At 65.9% G+C, this 15,569-nt stretch carries 18 protein-coding genes and 3 pseudogenes; 12 read left to right on the plus strand and 9 right to left on the minus strand.

Annotated features, from left to right (window positions below; translation table 11 throughout):
- Positions 1–50: 50 nt before the first annotated feature.
- From AB0K08_RS16500 to arfB, 3 genes are read left to right on the plus strand one after another with little or no spacing between them, the layout of a single operon-like run.
- Positions 51–647 (plus strand): 1-acyl-sn-glycerol-3-phosphate acyltransferase, encoded by a 597-nt coding sequence (locus AB0K08_RS16500; RefSeq protein WP_363356354.1) that lies wholly within the window; start codon positions 51–53, stop codon positions 645–647.
- Positions 644–1,183 (plus strand): FABP family protein, encoded by a 540-nt coding sequence (locus tag AB0K08_RS16505; RefSeq protein ID WP_363356356.1) that lies wholly within the window; start codon positions 644–646, stop codon positions 1,181–1,183. The genes AB0K08_RS16500 and AB0K08_RS16505 overlap by 4 nt, the downstream gene beginning before the upstream one ends.
- A gap of 18 nt (positions 1,184–1,201) precedes the next feature.
- Entirely contained in the window at positions 1,202–1,642 is a 441-nt protein-coding gene (arfB, locus tag AB0K08_RS16510) for an alternative ribosome rescue aminoacyl-tRNA hydrolase ArfB (protein ID WP_363356358.1), read from the plus strand.
- A gap of 16 nt (positions 1,643–1,658) precedes the next feature.
- Here the strand turns inward: arfB and AB0K08_RS16515 are convergent, their stop codons facing one another.
- The 3 genes from AB0K08_RS16515 to AB0K08_RS16525 all read right to left on the minus strand — a co-directional run bounded on the left by AB0K08_RS16515 (position 1,659) and on the right by AB0K08_RS16525 (position 4,086).
- Entirely contained in the window at positions 1,659–2,162 is a 504-nt protein-coding gene (locus tag AB0K08_RS16515; protein ID WP_363356360.1) for a flavodoxin family protein, read from the minus strand.
- A 116-nt stretch (positions 2,163–2,278) separates the two neighbouring features.
- Positions 2,279–2,719: a YtoQ family protein gene (locus AB0K08_RS16520; protein ID WP_363356362.1), complete on the minus strand. Its 441-nt coding sequence runs from the start codon at positions 2,717–2,719 to the stop codon at positions 2,279–2,281.
- 38 nt (positions 2,720–2,757) lie between these two features.
- Positions 2,758–4,086 carry an NtaA/DmoA family FMN-dependent monooxygenase gene (locus tag AB0K08_RS16525; protein ID WP_363356365.1) on the minus strand — a complete coding sequence of 443 codons (1,329 nt, stop codon included), beginning with the start codon at positions 4,084–4,086 and terminating at the stop codon, positions 2,758–2,760.
- Between the two features lie 182 nt (positions 4,087–4,268).
- Here AB0K08_RS16525 and AB0K08_RS16530 point away from each other — a divergent pair, with 182 nt between their 5' ends.
- On the plus strand, positions 4,269–4,664 hold the full coding sequence (locus AB0K08_RS16530; RefSeq protein WP_363356367.1) for an MmcQ/YjbR family DNA-binding protein: 396 nt from the start codon (positions 4,269–4,271) through the stop codon (positions 4,662–4,664).
- Positions 4,661–5,029 carry an MmcQ/YjbR family DNA-binding protein gene (locus AB0K08_RS16535; RefSeq protein ID WP_363356369.1) on the plus strand — a complete coding sequence of 123 codons (369 nt, stop codon included), beginning with the start codon at positions 4,661–4,663 and terminating at the stop codon, positions 5,027–5,029. Before AB0K08_RS16530 ends, AB0K08_RS16535 begins: the two co-directional genes overlap by 4 nt.
- A gap of 57 nt (positions 5,030–5,086) precedes the next feature.
- Here the strand turns inward: AB0K08_RS16535 and AB0K08_RS16540 are convergent, their stop codons facing one another.
- From AB0K08_RS16540 to AB0K08_RS16550, 3 genes and pseudogenes are all read right to left on the minus strand, one after another.
- Entirely contained in the window at positions 5,087–5,350 is a 264-nt protein-coding gene (locus AB0K08_RS16540; RefSeq protein ID WP_363356373.1) for an antibiotic biosynthesis monooxygenase, read from the minus strand.
- Entirely contained in the window at positions 5,347–5,649 is a 303-nt protein-coding gene (locus AB0K08_RS16545) for a HigA family addiction module antitoxin (protein ID WP_363356375.1), read from the minus strand. Before AB0K08_RS16545 ends, AB0K08_RS16540 begins: the two co-directional genes overlap by 4 nt.
- Positions 5,636–5,916, minus strand: a pseudogene (locus AB0K08_RS16550) (type II toxin-antitoxin system RelE/ParE family toxin). Before AB0K08_RS16550 ends, AB0K08_RS16545 begins: the two are co-directional and overlap by 14 nt.
- 389 nt (positions 5,917–6,305) lie before the next feature.
- Here AB0K08_RS16550 and AB0K08_RS16555 point away from each other — a divergent pair.
- The 7 genes and pseudogenes from AB0K08_RS16555 (at position 6,306) to AB0K08_RS16585 (ending at position 12,780) form a co-directional block, all read left to right on the plus strand.
- The gene (locus AB0K08_RS16555) at positions 6,306–6,611 is read left to right on the plus strand and encodes a helix-turn-helix domain-containing protein (RefSeq protein WP_009374917.1); all 306 of its coding nucleotides are present in this window, start codon (positions 6,306–6,308) and stop codon (positions 6,609–6,611) included.
- Complete coding sequence (locus AB0K08_RS16560) at positions 6,608–9,691, plus strand: DNA-directed DNA polymerase (protein WP_363356378.1); 3,084 nt, start codon at positions 6,608–6,610, stop codon at positions 9,689–9,691. Before AB0K08_RS16555 ends, AB0K08_RS16560 begins: the two co-directional genes overlap by 4 nt.
- Positions 9,692–9,701: 10 nt before the next feature.
- Positions 9,702–10,007 (plus strand): DCL family protein, encoded by a 306-nt coding sequence (locus tag AB0K08_RS16565; protein WP_094394865.1) that lies wholly within the window; start codon positions 9,702–9,704, stop codon positions 10,005–10,007.
- Positions 10,008–10,024: 17 nt separating this feature from the next.
- Positions 10,025–10,348, plus strand: coding sequence for a hypothetical protein (locus AB0K08_RS16570; protein WP_363356380.1), 324 nt, complete (start codon positions 10,025–10,027; stop codon positions 10,346–10,348).
- Between the two features lie 251 nt (positions 10,349–10,599).
- Positions 10,600–11,016 carry a hypothetical protein gene (locus AB0K08_RS16575; protein WP_363356382.1) on the plus strand — a complete coding sequence of 139 codons (417 nt, stop codon included), beginning with the start codon at positions 10,600–10,602 and terminating at the stop codon, positions 11,014–11,016.
- Positions 11,013–11,777 (plus strand): annotated as a pseudogene (locus AB0K08_RS16580) (relaxase/mobilization nuclease domain-containing protein); the annotation flags it as partial. The gene AB0K08_RS16575 and the pseudogene AB0K08_RS16580, both read left to right, overlap by 4 nt.
- Before the next feature lie 58 nt (positions 11,778–11,835).
- On the plus strand, positions 11,836–12,780 hold the full coding sequence (locus AB0K08_RS16585; RefSeq protein WP_363356384.1) for a hypothetical protein: 945 nt from the start codon (positions 11,836–11,838) through the stop codon (positions 12,778–12,780).
- Positions 12,781–13,045: 265 nt separating this feature from the next.
- Here AB0K08_RS16585 and AB0K08_RS16590 read toward each other — a convergent pair whose 3' ends face one another.
- The 3 genes and pseudogenes from AB0K08_RS16590 to AB0K08_RS16600 form a co-directional block, all read right to left on the minus strand.
- Positions 13,046–13,600: an antirestriction protein ArdA gene (locus AB0K08_RS16590; protein ID WP_363356387.1), complete on the minus strand. Its 555-nt coding sequence runs from the start codon at positions 13,598–13,600 to the stop codon at positions 13,046–13,048.
- A 137-nt stretch (positions 13,601–13,737) separates the two neighbouring features.
- Entirely contained in the window at positions 13,738–15,006 is a 1,269-nt protein-coding gene (locus AB0K08_RS16595) for a recombinase family protein (RefSeq protein WP_363356389.1), read from the minus strand.
- Between the two features lie 17 nt (positions 15,007–15,023).
- Positions 15,024–15,569 (minus strand): annotated as a pseudogene (locus tag AB0K08_RS16600) (IS1634 family transposase); the annotation flags it as partial.

A 15,569-nucleotide genomic window follows, 5' to 3' on the forward strand; every position in this document is an offset into this window, starting at 1 on the left:
GAGTCGGGACGGTGCGCGAAGATCCAGCAGGGTGCCATACCGTGGTGCCCATGCTCCGACGACAGATAGCCCGCGCCTTCTGGACGCTCAGCCCGTGGACGCTTCAGACGCAGTCGGTGCCGTCCCGGCCCACCGTGCTCATCGGCGCCCCGCACACCTCCAACTGGGACTTCGTGCTCATGCTCGCCATCGCGTGGGAACTGGACCTCGAGGTGCGCTGGCTGGGCAAGAAGTCCCTGTTCCACGGCTGGCGCGGCCCGCTGATGCGGGCACTCGGCGGAATCGCCGTCGACCGCGAGGATCCCAGCCGGGTGGTCGGGCAGGTGGTTGGATCCGCGCGGTCGGGCGAGGTCTTCGGCCTGGTGGTCACCCCGGACGGCACGCGCGGGGACCACATGCACTGGAAGTCCGGCTTCTACCGCATCGCCCGCGAGACGGGGATGCCGGTGACGCTCGGCTTCGTGGACCGCACCACCATGACCTCCGGCCTCGGGCCGACCTTCGAGCTGACGGGCGAGGTGGCGGCGGACATGGACCGCATCCGGGCGTTCTACGCGGACAAGGCGGGGTTCCACCCCGAGCGACGGGTGGAGCCCCGGTTGCGCGACGAGGTCCGGGCCGGTACCGGCCCGAGGCTCGCCCCATGAGCCCGCACGCCGGCCTCGACCCGGTCCGCGATCCCGTCCACGATCCTGTCCGTGGACTGATCGGCACGTGGCGCGGCCCCGGCCGGGGCGAGTACCCGACCATCGAGTCCTTCGAGTACACCGAGGAACTCACGGTCACCGAGACCGGCAAGCCCTTCCTCGCCTACGCCCAGCGCACTTGGTCCTCCGCGGGGCGGCCGATGCACGTGGAGACCGGCTACCTGCGGGTACCTGGAGACGGGACCATCGAGTTCATCCTCGCGCAGCCGACCGGCCAGACCGAGCTCGCCGAGGGAACGCTGACGGCCGGCCCGGAGGGCTTCTCCGCGGAACTGCGCTCCCGGGTGGTGAACTCCGCAACGGCCAAGCCCGTCGCCGCCACCGAGCGCACCCTCCGGCTGATCGGGGACGAGCTCACCGTCACCTTCGCCATGGCCGCGGCAGGACAGCCGATGACCCACCACCTCCGCTCCGTCCTGACCCGCCAGCCACCGGTGGGCAGCACGCAGGACTCGTTGCCGGGCGGACCGGCCTAGATCCGGCAGACTGGTGTTGTGGACGATCTGCAGGTGCCCCCGGGACCCGGAGCGCCGCGCGGCCTGACGGTGCCGGCGGCGGAGCTCGTCGAGCAGTTCTCCCGCTCGTCCGGCCCCGGCGGTCAGGGCGTCAACACCACCGATTCCCGGGTGCAGCTCAGCCTGGACCTCGGTACGACGTCGGCCCTCGACGACTCCCAGCGCGAGCGCGCCCTTGCGGCACTGGCCGGCCGGCTCACCGGGACGGTCCTCACCATCGACGCCTCCGAGGAACGGTCCCAGCGGCGCAACCGCGCCGCGGCGCGGCAGCGACTGGCGGAGCTGCTCCGGGAGGCGGTCATCCCACCCATCCCCCGGAAGGCGACCCGGCCCACGCGTGGATCGAAACGCCGGCGGCTCGAGGGCAAACGCCAGCGCTCGGAGATCAAGCAGTACCGGCGGCGGCCCCGATCGGAGTGACGGAGGCGGGGCCTCCTCATTCCATGAGCAGGGCTGCCAGGGTCGCACCGAGTTCCCGCGCCGAGGCGAGGTGGTGTGCCGTCACGTCGCCGAGTGCCTCGACCGTCTCAGCTCCCGGCTGCCATCCCAGGGCGCCCACGATCCCCTCCACGGAGCGCACCGCTCCGGTGGTGTCATAGCGGCCGTGGACGATCAGCCCGTAGGGACGCCTCAGGCCGGGGCCAGCGTCCCCCGCGTTGCCGTCCGCCTGGAGCGAGCCGCCGATCTTCAGGAAGGTGCTGTCGAAGACGTGCTTGAGCGCCCCGCTCATGTAGCCGAAATTGGCCGGGCTGAGGAAGAGGTAGCCATCGGCACGCAGGATGGCGGTCTCGTCCTGTGACCCCTGCGCCCAGGCCAGGGCGGGGACCGGGTCGACCTCAACGCCGTCGATGGCCGGATCGTTCGCCCCCTCAAGGGCGGCGTCCAACAACTGCCGGACGCCGTCGGTCGGAGCATGGTGGATGACCAGGAGTCGCTTCATCACCTCAGGATAGGAGAACGCTGGGACGAGCACTCGCTGGCCTGGGCCACGATGTCGAAGGAACCGCCCCCTCAGCGACGTTCACCACTGCGGCGCGAAGCGCTCACCCCACAGGCTCACGCCTTGAGCACGTACCGCAGGGTCTCCACCACCTGGTCGGTGGTCGTGCACCAGGCCTGGGCCTCGGCGTCGACCTCCTTGAGTGGATGGACGATGTCCTCCTCGTGCAGGGTGACGTAGGGCTTGCCCAACGCGGCGCAGTAGCCGGCATCGAAGGCGGCGTTCCACTGCTTGTACTGGTCCCCGAAGCGCACCACCACCAGATCGCTCAGCTGGATCAGGGTCCGCGTTCGAATGGCGTTGACCTTGGCGGACTGGTGATCACGCCAGAACTGGCTGGCGGTCGCGCCCAGATGGTCGCCGGCGGCGTCACTCGCGGGGTGGTCGATCACCGGAGCGGTGAACGCCACATCCAGCCCGGCGGCCTCTGCACCGCGCTGGATCTCGTCACGCCAATCGGTATGGATCTCGCCGGAAAGATAAACGGAAAACGTCATGGCCAGAGGCTCCTCAATGTTGTGTGGATGGATCCGGGTCAGCTGATCCGGGGATCCTGGCCGTACTGCCGCGGCACGCCCAGGTGCTCGCGCAGCGTGGAACCCTGGTAGTCGCGGTGGTACAGGCCGCGCTTCTGCAGGATCGGGACGACCTTGTCGACGAAGTCGTCGGCGATCGCATACGTGGCCTGTTGGAGCCAGAAGCCGTCGGCGATCCCGGTCTCGAACGCGTCCTGCAGGTAGTCGGCGATGGCCTCGGGAGGTCCGACCGGGCTGGGGGCGTAGTCGATGACGCCGTGGGCCAGGATCTCACGTGGGGTCCAGCCCTGCTGCGCGATCTCGAGTGCACGGGACGAGCGGGGATCACCCGGGTTCGCCCGCGCACTCTCGAGCTGCAGTGTGCTCAGTGGCTGGTCGGCCTGCGACGCGTCCAGGCTCAGACCGAGCATCATCCCGAGCATCGGCACCCGCTGCGGCGCGAGGTGCTCGTCCATCTGCATGCGCCTGCGGATCGCGTCCTCCACGGTGCGGCCCATGATGGGCATGAATCCCGTGAAGTACTTCAGCTCATCCGCGTCGCGACCAGCCTGGTGTGCAGCGGATCGGTACATCTCCCGCTCCTGGCGAGTGGTCGCGAAGTCGTACGTGGACGAGCCCACCGCGACGCTGGCGTAGCGGCCGGCCAGTCCCAAGCCGTATTCGCCGCCGCCAGCGGAGGCGACGACAGGCTGTCCCTGCTCAGAGGGCGGGATGACCAGCGGCCCGCGGGAGGCGACATGCTGGCCGCCCAGGTTGATCGGCTGAATCTGGTCCATGTCCAGGAACCGGCCGGTATCGACGTTGCGGACCCAGGCGTCCTCACCCCAACTGCCCCAGAGCGCCTGCACGATACTGATCATCTCGTGGGCGCGCTCATAGCGTTCCTGACGCGGCCGGACCTGCTCGCCGTAGTTGGCCACAGCGATCGGGTCGCTCGTGGTGACGGCGTTCCAGCCCACACGCCCGCGGCTGAGCACATCGAGCGCCTTGAACTGGCGGGCGAGGTTGTAGGGCTCGTTGTAGGTCGTCGATCCGGTGGCGATGAAGCCGACACGCGAAGTCTGGTGCGCGAGGACCGAGAGCGTCACGATCGGGTCGAGCGTGGACACGGGGGCCTGGGTCTCCATGTCCCCGCGGGCCCCCGGGAAGTCCGGGGCGAACAGGAACGCGAACTTCCCACGCTCGGCAGTCTGCGCCAACCTCACCTGAGCCTCGATATCGGTGAAGTTGCCCGTGTCGTTCTCCGGAGCGCGCCACGCCTGTCCCTGCACGCCGTAACCGTTGCTCAAGGTGGCACTGAGCAACATCGTCTTCTGACCCACGCTCATCTCCCTTGTCTATCGCCGGTACGCCCACGCTACCCAATGCCCTCGACCTGTCCCGTGAACAAACCTCGCTCCTTCGAGCCCTGACGTAGGCTTTCATGGATCTCTTCGATCGCCGTGCGACAGCAATCTGGTCGAAGAGATTCGGCCGATGGCCCGGGCGACGATCGAGACGGAGGCGCCCCGTGAAGGGACGAGAACTGCAGGACGCCGCCCGCGAGGAGGCCGAGGAACTGCCGGCATCGGCGATGAGCCATCCTTTCGGCCCCGAGTACGAGGTCTTCAAGGTGAAGGGCAAGGTCTTCATGCTGCTGACCGAGGTCCCCGGAGATCCCATCGTGGTCCTCAAGGCCGACCCCGAGGATTCCACGGCGCTGCGCGAGTCCCACGAGGACATCACCCCGGGCTACCACATGAACAAGACGCACTGGATCACGCTCCAACCTGGGGAGACCGTCGACAAGAGGCTGGTGCGGGAGCTGGTGACTGATTCGTACCGGCTCGTGGTGGCAGGCCTGCCACAGGCGGAGCAACCCGTAGATCCCGAGACTTTCGGCGCAACGACCGGGCGGCAGGGATGACACTCTCCGGCGAGCATCTGCAGCAGGCCGCCCGCACCGTGGCCGGTTCCCTGCCCGGGGTGTCGAAGGGGCGACCCTTCACCGAGGCTCTGGACGTGTACAAGGTCGGCAACAAAGTGTTCCTGATCGTCACCGATGACCCTGACGAGCTGATCATCACGGTGAAGACCGAGCCTGACTACGGCGGCGCACTGCGCCGGGAGCATCCCACGATCAGCCGTGGCCGCTACCTGGACAAGACACATTGGGTGAGCGTCGGTGCCGGCCCGGGGGTCAGCAAGAATCTCGTCGAGGACCTGGTGAATGAATCGTACTGGCTCGTCCACGATTCCCTGGCGCGGAAAGAGCAGCCCGAGCGGAGGTGACCGACTTACCGCTGTTCAGTCCGAGAACAACCGATCACTGCAGCCCGAGACAAGGGCTCACAAGTCGCGCTTGATGCCAGCCGTGGCTCGGCCCCAATCGCCTGCTCCCACACGCGCATGGTGCGCGTCGAACGCGGCCTGGCTCACAAACGTCTCGGAGACAGTCCACACGAGCGGGTCGACTGTCTGCTCGACATCGAAGTGCAGGTACCCTGGCTCTGCGCGAGTGAGTTCGATGTATCGCGGCAAGTGACGCCGCACGATCCTCACCTGCTCGTCGTGTTCGCAGACCAGACCACCCACCAGTTCGACGGTGCTCACGCGACCATTAAAGGCGTGATCGAAGCGATCTGATCCCCTGCGACGTCCTCAGCTCGATCGAGTTCATAGTGGCTCTGCAGATTGATCCAGAACTCCGCCGACGTGCCGAAGTACTTCGCCAGCCTCAGTGCGGTGTCCGCCGTGATCCCGCGCTTGCCGTGCACGATCTCGTTGATCCGCCTTGGCGACACTCCGATCGACACGGCGAGCTTGTTCTGCGTGATCCCGAAACCCTCGATGAAGTCCTCCATCAGGACCTCGCCCGGGTGGATCGGCTCTATCTTGTCAGTGATAGTCAACGATCTCCACCTCCTCTGGTCCGGCGTCTGTCCATTTGAAGCAGATCCGCCACTGGTCGTTAATTCGAATACTGTGTTGGCCGACCCGATCGCCTTTTAAGGCTTCGGCCGATTGCCCGGCGGACTGCGTAAGTCGTCCAGAACTGTCGCGGATCCCACTTGGCGGAGCTTGCGCAGTGCGACCCGGAGGATCCGGGGATCAATTGAAGGCACGCGCTCACGACGCCACAGACGCTCGGTTTCCTTGCTGCCGAACGATCTGATCACCCGATCACTATATAACGGAATGCGTCAATAACGCTAGACGTTAAACCGGAACTCCACCACGTTATGGACAGAACTATCGTCACGAGCACTCAAACTTGCGCGCGCTTGACAGGCCAGGTAGGATCGCGTCAAGTCTTTGATCACCGCGACCGCAAGGTGTTCGAGGGGGGATCACCCCACGTGGGCTGTGGTGAGCAGCGCATAGTCAGCACCGGGTAGCGCCGGGAACCACGTCGAGATTGAGATACAGACGACCCGGCAGGGAGTGACTTCTCCCGTAAGGCACGGAGGTCCCTCAGGGCCCAGTGGAGCATCGCGCACGGCGACCGGGAAAGTAGCCGGACAACTATTCCCCCGTCTCCGGACAGTTCAAGCTGTCTGGAGTTGTCATGGGGTACTCCCCGCCTCCCTCGTCCGACCTCACCCACTACCTCAACCTCACCGATGCCGTCGAACTTGGCTTCGGCGCGTATCAGACCCTTCGGCGATACATCGCCCAGGGCAAGCTTCCTGCGGTCAAGGTTGGAGGCCGCATCAAGGTTCTGCGGTCTGACCTTAATGCCCTCGCGGTCCCAAAGCGACAGCCCACCTTCGAGGAGGTCGAGGCCGCCGCAGAACGTCTCGCCAGCTCCGCTCCCCCGCTGAGCGACGCCCAGGTCCGCCGCCTCAGCGCGATCTTCGGCGGTGCGGCATGAGCGCCGGGCTCGCGTGCACGAAAGACCTCTTCTTCACGCGCGACACCACTGAAACCTCTGGTAGAACGGCAATGGCGGCACCGCCGTATGGGGAGCAGCCCCATGACGCCGCCGCCGCCGATGCTCGCGACCCGGTCGATGCGGCGGGCTGGTCTCGGACAGTGGTGGCGGACTCGGCGACGTCGCGGAAGCACCCGGCCGAGTTCGAGGTCCTGACTCGTTCAATAGCACGCGGAGCGCGCGGCGCTGCCGGCTTCGGGCAGTACCCCTCGGTGGCCGCGATGTCCACGGATCAGGATTCCATCGTCATCGGCTTCGACACCGAGTTCGTGACTGTCGATCTGATGGATGCCGACCGCGTATGGGTCGGCGACGACGAGCACATGGTGCGGAAGATTGTGTCCTATCAGTTCGCCGCGATTGACCCTCTCGATGATTCCCAGCTCCGGCTCTGCGTGGTCATCCCCCGGAGCTACAGGGGGCCGCGCGGCTCTCGTACGGCGCGACTGTCCTTCGAGAAGGGCCTTGAGATCGCGATCATGAGCCTGGGTCTTCATGAGCACAGGCTCGCAGTTGGGTGGACTGACAAGGGCGTCTCGGCGCAGTCTGCCATCGGTGACGACGGCAAGTCCCACCCCTCGGTGTGGTTCAAGCACAGTCCCGAGGGGACGCCCAGGGCGTTGCCGATCACTTTGGTCGCGCACTACCAGCACGCCGACCTGACTACTTTCGTCGATCGCCGGAAGGCGATCAACGTCTGGAACCAGGCGTATCCCGGTCGGTCGAAGACGCTGTCTGATCGTGCGGGTTGGGACGGTCGACGTGCCCGGTGGCTGGACGGTCGCGCCCCGGACATTCTCCGCACGGTGATCTCGGCCAGCGCGGGCATGGTGTCGACCAAGCCCGCCCGCATGGTGCTTTCCGGCGAGAACTGGCGGTGGAAGCTGCCGGTGGAAGTCTCGATCCGCGACACGATGGCGCAGAGCGGTGCTGAGCCGCTCAAGGCACTCGGTGCGGCGATCGGAGCGCCGAAGCTGGATGTTCCTAGTGACTGGATCACCCGGATGGACGAATACTTCGACATGCATCCTGCGGAGTTCCTCGACTACGCGGCGAATGATGCCGTGATCGCTCTGGAATACGTGAGCCAGCTATACGGCGATCACCGTGCTGTCCCGTTGACCTTGCCCACTGCTGCGGCGAAGGCGGTGAAGGGCCTTATCCAGGACGAGCTGGGCGAGGGGCGCGACTTCAATACCGTCTTCGGCGGACTCCACAAGGTGACGAAGACCCGCGAGGGTGCTGCCGGTGTAGACGAGCAGCAGCTCGACTTCTACCGCGTCCGGGCGCTGGAGCCGATCGACGGTGCTGCGGCGACGTGGATCCATGCTGCGGCGATGAGCTTTAGAGGCGGGTACAACATGTCTGCCGAGCTTGGGCTGTTCGCGCGCGTGACCAGTGACTTCGATCTTCAGTCCTGCTACCCCACGTCCAGTTCGACGATTTGGGATGTCGACTACCAGCATCCCGATGGCGTGATTCTGAAGACGGTGAACAACGCCGACCTCACGCTGTCCGACTTCAAGAGCCCACTCACGCCGTTCCTCGGGTTCGTGAGCTTCGAGTTCCCGAGCACGGTCGCGTTCCCTTCGTTGCCGGTTCCGGTCGAGGGGTCGATGGTCTATCCGCTCACAAGCGGTGGTGCTCGTGGGGTCTGGGCAACCGGTCCCGAGGTCTGGCTCGCCCTCACGCTTGGCGCGACTGTGACCTGTCAGATCGGCCACTTCGGACGGGTCCTCACCGATGAGCATGGTGAGCCCTCTCGGCTTCTCCGGGGTGCGTACAAGCAGCTCCTCGATGACCGTGCGCGGGCCAAGGCGGAGTCCGGTGCGAAGTCGTTCGAGCAGAACGTCCTGAAGCTGATGGCGAACTCTCCCTACGGCAAGCTGGCGCAGGGAGTTATGGGCCAGCGGGGCTGGGATGCCTGGGCGCAGGAACGTGATGCGGTCGGCGGGTCCGCGATCACCTCACCCTGGCACGCGTCCATGACTACCGGCCTCGTGCGCGCGGTTCTGCTTGCGACGCTGAACCAGCTTCACAACCTGGGCTACAGCACGCCGTCCTGCACTACGGACGGATTCATCACGGATGCCGATCTGGACGTGGTCGACAGCCTCGACCTTTTCGGGCTCGGTCCGATCTGGCGTGAGTCCCGGCTCGCGCTGACCGGTTCGCAGGGGATGTGGGAGCGCAAGCACCAGCAGACCGACCTGCTCAACATCACTACCCGGGCGAACTTCAGCCGACAGCCTGCCGGCGTCCTGGCACACGGTGGCTACAAGCTTCCAGAGGGCATCGAGCAGGACAGCCAGGCCGACCGCGAGCTCATGTACGAGCTCATGGCGAGTCGTGAGGGCGCACTCCCGGTGACGATGAAGGTCTTTCCCTCGGTGCAGGAACTGACCCGCATCGACAACCGGCTGGACTTCGCGCCGCGCGTGGTCCACAAGGAGCAGACCATCGAGTTCGACCGAAAGCGCCGCCCCGTCCCCGATGGGATGTCGGTCGACGTCATCGACATCGACGGCGTCCAGCATGAGGTCGCCCATGTGCACACCGTGCCCTGGGATTCTCCCGAGCAGGCCACGTTGGGGCGTTCGGTCGACCAGGGCCTCAAGGAGTGGGACGACGGCCTCGGCGAACCCGTGTGGATTCGCTCCCCCGTTCGGCGGACTGTCGAGCAGTGGAAGGACTACTTTGCGCGGCTCGACGCTCTGCTCGATGAGGACGGTTCGATCGCCCATGCAGAGCAGCTGGAGCACATCGCCAAAGGCATCGTGATCGCCTTCCGTCAGGAGATCATCGACATCCCTTGGCTCCATCCGGGACAGCCTCTGGCAGACAGGCTCGATGCGTTCGAGGCATTCGGGCTGCCTCGCGTGAAGGAGCGGTTCTGGTCGCACGCCCGGTCGAAGGCCGAGCGCCAGATCGACATCGACCTGGAGGCGATCCGCCCCTACGTCAAGTGGATGCAGGCGATCGACCCCTTTGACGAGTCGGCTTCTGCTGGCGCTTCGTGAGGTGGTGACGATGAGCTACAGCCTCGGAGGACTTGCCTTCGCCACCAAGCAGAAAGTCGCCAACCACGCCAGTGCCGTGCTGAACCGAGCGGGGCTCGGGGAGGTCCTGCGCGGTTCCGATGAGTCGTTCGCCCGTGACCTCCTCGCCCACCATCCAGAGGCCGACCGCAAGCACGGCGCTGGCGTCTTCTGGATCACCGTCGCCCTCATCCCTGAGTGGGGCACGAGGAACTTTCTCGTCTTTCGGGAGGACGGGTCGATCGACAACTGGTCGATCAAGAAGTGCATCAACAACTTGCGACCGGAAGGTCACTGAACCGAAAGGCACTGACCATGAGCAACAAGACCACGACCAATCTCGACGCGCTGATCGAGCAGGAGCGCCGCCGTGCGTCCGAGCGCGTCACCAAGCTCAAGCGTGCCGTCGCTGCCGAGCAGCGCCGCATCGACGAGAAGGTCATCGATCTGCTGCGCGACCAGAGCCCCGACCTCGACGACCGGCTCTCCGAGGAGGCGGCCGATGCCTTGGAGGCAGAGAAGGCGAAGAGGTCGAGGCGTGCGAAGAAGGCGGCATCGTCTTCGGGATCGGTGAACGACGGAACTGCCTCGCAGACGGTCGACCCCGAGCATGAGAAGGCGGCACAGTGGAACGGCTGACGACTCCGATCCGGGACTTGCGTCAGTGTCCCGGCACCCCCTCGCCCGCAGGGAGCGCAGCGACCGAGGACGAGGGCCAGCGGTTCTTGGAGGACACGAGCGTCAGCGAAATGTCCGACAAAAACCCTGCTGGCCGTCTTCCGTACGCCCCGGAGAGCGAGCCCGACTCCCCAAGCAGCGCTGGTCGGGCTCGTGCGGAGGGGTGTGCGGAAGACCCGGCCCTGGCAGCGGAGCAGCACCACGACCCCCAGGTGAACACCGGTCGTGGTGCTGCGCAGAGGGCAGGGTCGGCCGAGGCTCCGGTGGAGCCTCGGAACAGCCGTCGTCGGGAGGTCTCTCTCGACGTCCGGCTGACGGTGGCTGATCGCGATGCGATCCGCCGCCGTGCCCACGTGCTCAGCGTCAAGCCGAGCGCATGGGCTCGTGCCGTCATGCTCGACGCGCTGGACTCGAGGTCCTCGAAGGTCGATCAGCTGGAGAACAACGCGGGAGTGAAGGAGGCGGCGCCTACGTCGCTTGCTCGGGCAGTAGAGCAGCTGCGTCGAGTTGGTGTGAACCTGAACCAGGCGCTCCGGAAGGGTGCTGCCGTCGATGACAGTCTCCTTCACGCGGTGATGGTTGCGGTGGACGAGGTGCGTGCCTCGCTGGGCGATCGGACACGGGTATGAGTACCGTGAACGTCCGCCCCTCGACCAACGCTGCGGGAGCCGTTGGGTACATCCTCTACGGGCGTGACCCTGAGGTGCGAAAGGAGCTCCTCAGGGTCGGATCGACGCGTGCAGCCGCGTATGCGATGTCCATGGTCGACGGCGGGACGACCCCGTCGGAATTCATAGCGTGTGCCGAGGCGCACGCTGCTGCTCATGGTCGGACGAACCAGCTTCAGAGCTATGTGCTGGCGTTCCATCCCGACGAGTTCGACGTGACCTCGCAAACCGACCTTGAGCGCATCCGGGACGTGGCCGTCGAACTCGCCGAACGCATGCACAGCGCTGACTACATGGTCGCGGTGCACTCTGACTCTGCCGGAGGCCATGGGCACGCGCACATCCTGGTCATCAACCACGACAACCTCACCGGTAAGAGCCTCCAGCGGTACACGTCGTGGAAGCACGGACTGCGCCAGTTGAACGACGAGCTGATGGCCGACGAGAGCCTGCGGGTGCTCCCCGATCCCGAGGAACCGAAGCCCGACTGGGAGCTGCGCCGCGAGGCCTTCGCTCCGGGCGGGTTCGAGCAGGTCCTCGGCGACAAGGTCTACGACGCACTGACCGACTCACGCTCGACGAATCGCGAAACGTTCGAGCACGTCCTCGCCGGGCACGGGGTCACGCTCGCGGTGACGAACCGCGACGGCTGGAGTTACAAGATGCGCCGGGATGACAACGGGAAGGTCGGACGGAAGAAGGCCTCGGCGCTGACACCAGAATTCACCGCCGAAGGTGCTCAAGAGATCTTCGACTATCACGCACAGAAGGGACAGGCTCATGGGAGCGCTGGACAGGATCAAGCAGGCCGACGAGCAGCAGAAGACTACGGAGCTCCTGGAGAACTTGATCTCACAGCACGACGCCGACATGCAGCAGATCGCGAAGCTGACGAAGACCGTCGCCGACCTGACCGAGTACGTGAAGGTGATGGACGAGGAGCAGATGACGCGGCTGGATCGCCTGTCGACCTCGCGGCAGCACGAGCTTCCCTCCACGCTGCCGCTCGACGCCGAGACGAAGAAGCGGCTGAACGAGATCGAGAAGACGCTGAGCGCCGTCGCGCAGCAGCTGAGCAGCAGCGAGGTCGTGAAGCTGCCCGACGGGTCCTCGGTCACCAGGGCGGACCTGGCCGCATACACGATGACACAGAAGATCAGCGAGGAGCTGAAGACGACGACTTCAGCCTCGGCTGACCTCGCCGAGGCCCTCCGTAAGCGCGGCAACGTCCGTATCGACACGGACAAGCTCACCGAGCACGCTGTGAAGGTGCTTGATCAATGTCTGGCGAAGGCTGTCGAGGCTCCAGTCCAGAGGGTCGAGAAGACCCTCACGGGGCTCGAAGAACGGGTGGGCAGGCTCGGCACCGAGAAGCTCGCCGAGGTGACCGACCGCGCCCACGAAGTGGTCAGCGCTGTCGGGCGGGCCGAGCGGCGAGTCGAGAGGCTCTCGGCGAAGGTCACCTGGACATCGGTCGGTCGTATGTGCCTTGCCCTCATCCCGTTCACTGTCGCGTTCATCATGCTCACGGGGATGGTCGGCGGGATCACGCAGATGCTCGGCCTCGGGCCACTGCTCGGATGGGCCTGGGACTCGTTCGCCACCGCGAGCGCCTGGTGGGCGAAAGGACTCACCGCTCTCGCCGCCCTGGGCGGATGCACTCTGTTCGGCTGGCTGCTCTGGTGGCTCGGAAAGAAGCTGCACGAGAGCTATCGTGGCTGGTAGCCGAGAGAAAGTGAGTGCCCCGTAGCCGAAGCTACGGGGGCACTCTGAACTCAGTCGACTTCGGGGTCATCACCGAACAACTCGGCATCCGTGTCGTGGTACCCGAGAAGGTCCCGCTGCTGGCGGATCAGCTCGACGGTTGCCTTGTGCAGGGCACAGGTCATGGAGGTGGGCCTCCTCATCGCTCATTTGGGGGTCGCCGATCCGCCACCGAAACGACTCGGCGTGGCTGTAGGCGTTGGACTCAACGCTCATGGTCGCCACCTCACAGGTTTCGAAAGATGTACACGGAGATCGTGTCGGCTCGGACAACCGTGTAGTCGTGTTCGAGGTCGCGGATCCAGGCATCCCAGTTGAAGTAGCGCACAAGCTCTTCCGGCGCGTCCTGCGGGATGAGGCCGACCTCCTCGGCGAGGGTCTCGGCATAGTCCCGGAAACTGCCCCATGTTCCGCAGAAGCGCTCTTCGAAGTCGGGAACAGACGGCAAGTCTCCGGTGCCTTCTGCGACGTAGCTGCCGGAGGCCGTCCAGGCGCACAGAGCATCGCGCTGATGCTCGGGGCTCGCGAGGAGGACGCGCGCCCACTCGGCGGCCTCCGACGGACTCATCTCGCCCGAGGCGGGGATGTTCTCGTGGTCCATGACCCACAGCTCTTCGCATCCACTGTGCATGCGATGAGCGCCGCCGTGGACGTCAGCAAGGGTGACTTCGTCGGCGGTTTCGGCTTCGAACCACTCGCCGACGAGGCGAGCGTTGTTGTAGCAGGCGAGGCAGCCGATCCAGGCTCGGGGCGTGGTGTCGGTGTTCGTTCGGGTGGTCATGGCGGGTCTCCTCCGTGATTGAGGAGAGCGGCGGGCGCGACAGGCAGTCGTGCTCGGTGAATCGACGCGCTTACGCCACGTCGCCGCTCTCAAGAGGTCTCCCGGCCACGCTCCGCGTGGCTACCCAACCAGGTGGTCTACCTCCAGTTGACGACGACGGACTCGGTCCTGAACCCCTTGCGCCCGCGCGGCTGTGGGAGAAGCGTGACCGTGGCAAGGGTGTCGATGGTCTGACGACGGAGGTCAAGTGAAGCACCCCGGAACGCCCCGGCAGGATCCTCGACGCCCAGGATCGGCGACAGCGCGCCTGCGCGGCCTTGCATGAGCCTTTCGGCTTCCAGCTCCTGGATACGCGCTTCTGCGGCGTCTCGAACACGCTTGAGGTCGCGGGCCTCGATGATCTCGGCGTCGTAGTCGGCCTCGGCGCGCAGAATGCGCGCCCGCTGGTCGCTGATCGCCGAGTCGATGCCTGCCGCATGCGGCCCACCGTCCGCAACCTCGACTATCACCGTCGCGTCCTTGCGTGCAAGACGCTTGGCGACGACCGTCATGACGAAATCGTCGATGGCGGCGCCTGAGCGGACGATGTGCCCTGCGCACTTGTACCCGCGCGGTGCTCCGGTTACTTTCCTCCCGCACACCTCGCCGGTCTCCTCGTCGACGTATCCGCACCGGTAGAGCCCGCTGCCGAGGTGCTTGCGCTTGGTCGAGCCGGATGTGTTCGTCACCCGCTCCGTGTCGTCGAGGACTTGCTGTGCCTTCCACCAGGTCTCGTCGTCGACGATCTGCTCCCACTGCCCTCGGATCGGCTCTCCGGCGTCGTCTCGGAGGATCTGTGCTTTCCACATCCGGCGCCGCTTCCCGTCGGCCTGGGCGAACTTCGGAGTGTACGTGCTCAGCGCCGCGTAACGCGGGTTCCGCAGGATGCCGAGCACGGTCGAGGGAGACCACGGACCGTCCTCGACGATCGGCCTAGGTTCGAGGCCCTGCTGCGCGCGGGCGGTGGCGCGCTCGACACTCACGGTATGCGTGTGCTTGGGAAGGGGCGAGAGACCTTCGATCTCCTCGGTGCCGCTGAGCGCCCGGGCGAGCGAGCGCAGCGACTCGGGATGCTCGATCCTCGTGAACAGGTCGTAGATCGCCCTCACGGCCTCAGCCTCGTGGCGGATTACCTCGCCGTCTACGGCGTAGCCGAGTGGGCGCATGCCCTTCGGAGCACGCCCCTGCATGGCGCGCTGACGCTGGGCGGCGGACTGACGGGCGCTCTTGCGCTCCATCTCCGCGCGCGCCACGGCGGCCTTGATGCGTGCATACATACGTCCACCGTCGGTGGAGAGGTCGGCATCACCGTTGGCCGTGACGAGGGCGAGTCCGCGCAGCTCGGCGGCGTCGATCCAGTCCTCCAACCTGACTCGTGCCACTTTTAGTGCCCCGCGTGGGCGTTGATCTTGTCGAGGATTTCTTGGGTGTCGGCGTCGATGGCCGGGGCCGCGGTGAGTTCGTGGCCATTGACGTCGATGGTGACCGTCCGCAGGGGCCTGAGCGTCTGGACGAGCTTCTTGATGCTGATTCTGCTGGCATCTTGCAGGTGCCGGGCCACGGCCAGGGCGGCGAACACCACCGTCAGGTGGGCCTCGATGGAGTCCCGCTGGTGGTGGAACATGGGTCTGGCCCGGATATCGCTCTTGGCCATGCGGAAGGACTTCTCGACCTGCCACAGCGAGTGGTAGGCAGCCACCACGGCCGGCCCGTCCAACATCTCCGGGCCGATGTTCGAGACGTACCCTTTCAGGCCCAGGAGCTGGCGGGCGCGTTCGACCAGGGCCCAGTCCACGCCGGGTTTCTTCCCGGCGAGCTTGACGAACCGGTCGCGCTTCAGCGGCCGCTGTCCGTTGGCGACCTTCTCGGCTTTCTCGATCTGCTTGTTCAGGGTGTAGTTGTCTCGCTTCTCCCGCTTGAAGGAGTAGTG

Source organism: Citricoccus sp. NPDC055426 (assembly GCF_040677445.1).
Classification (GTDB): domain Bacteria; phylum Actinomycetota; class Actinomycetes; order Actinomycetales; family Micrococcaceae; genus Citricoccus.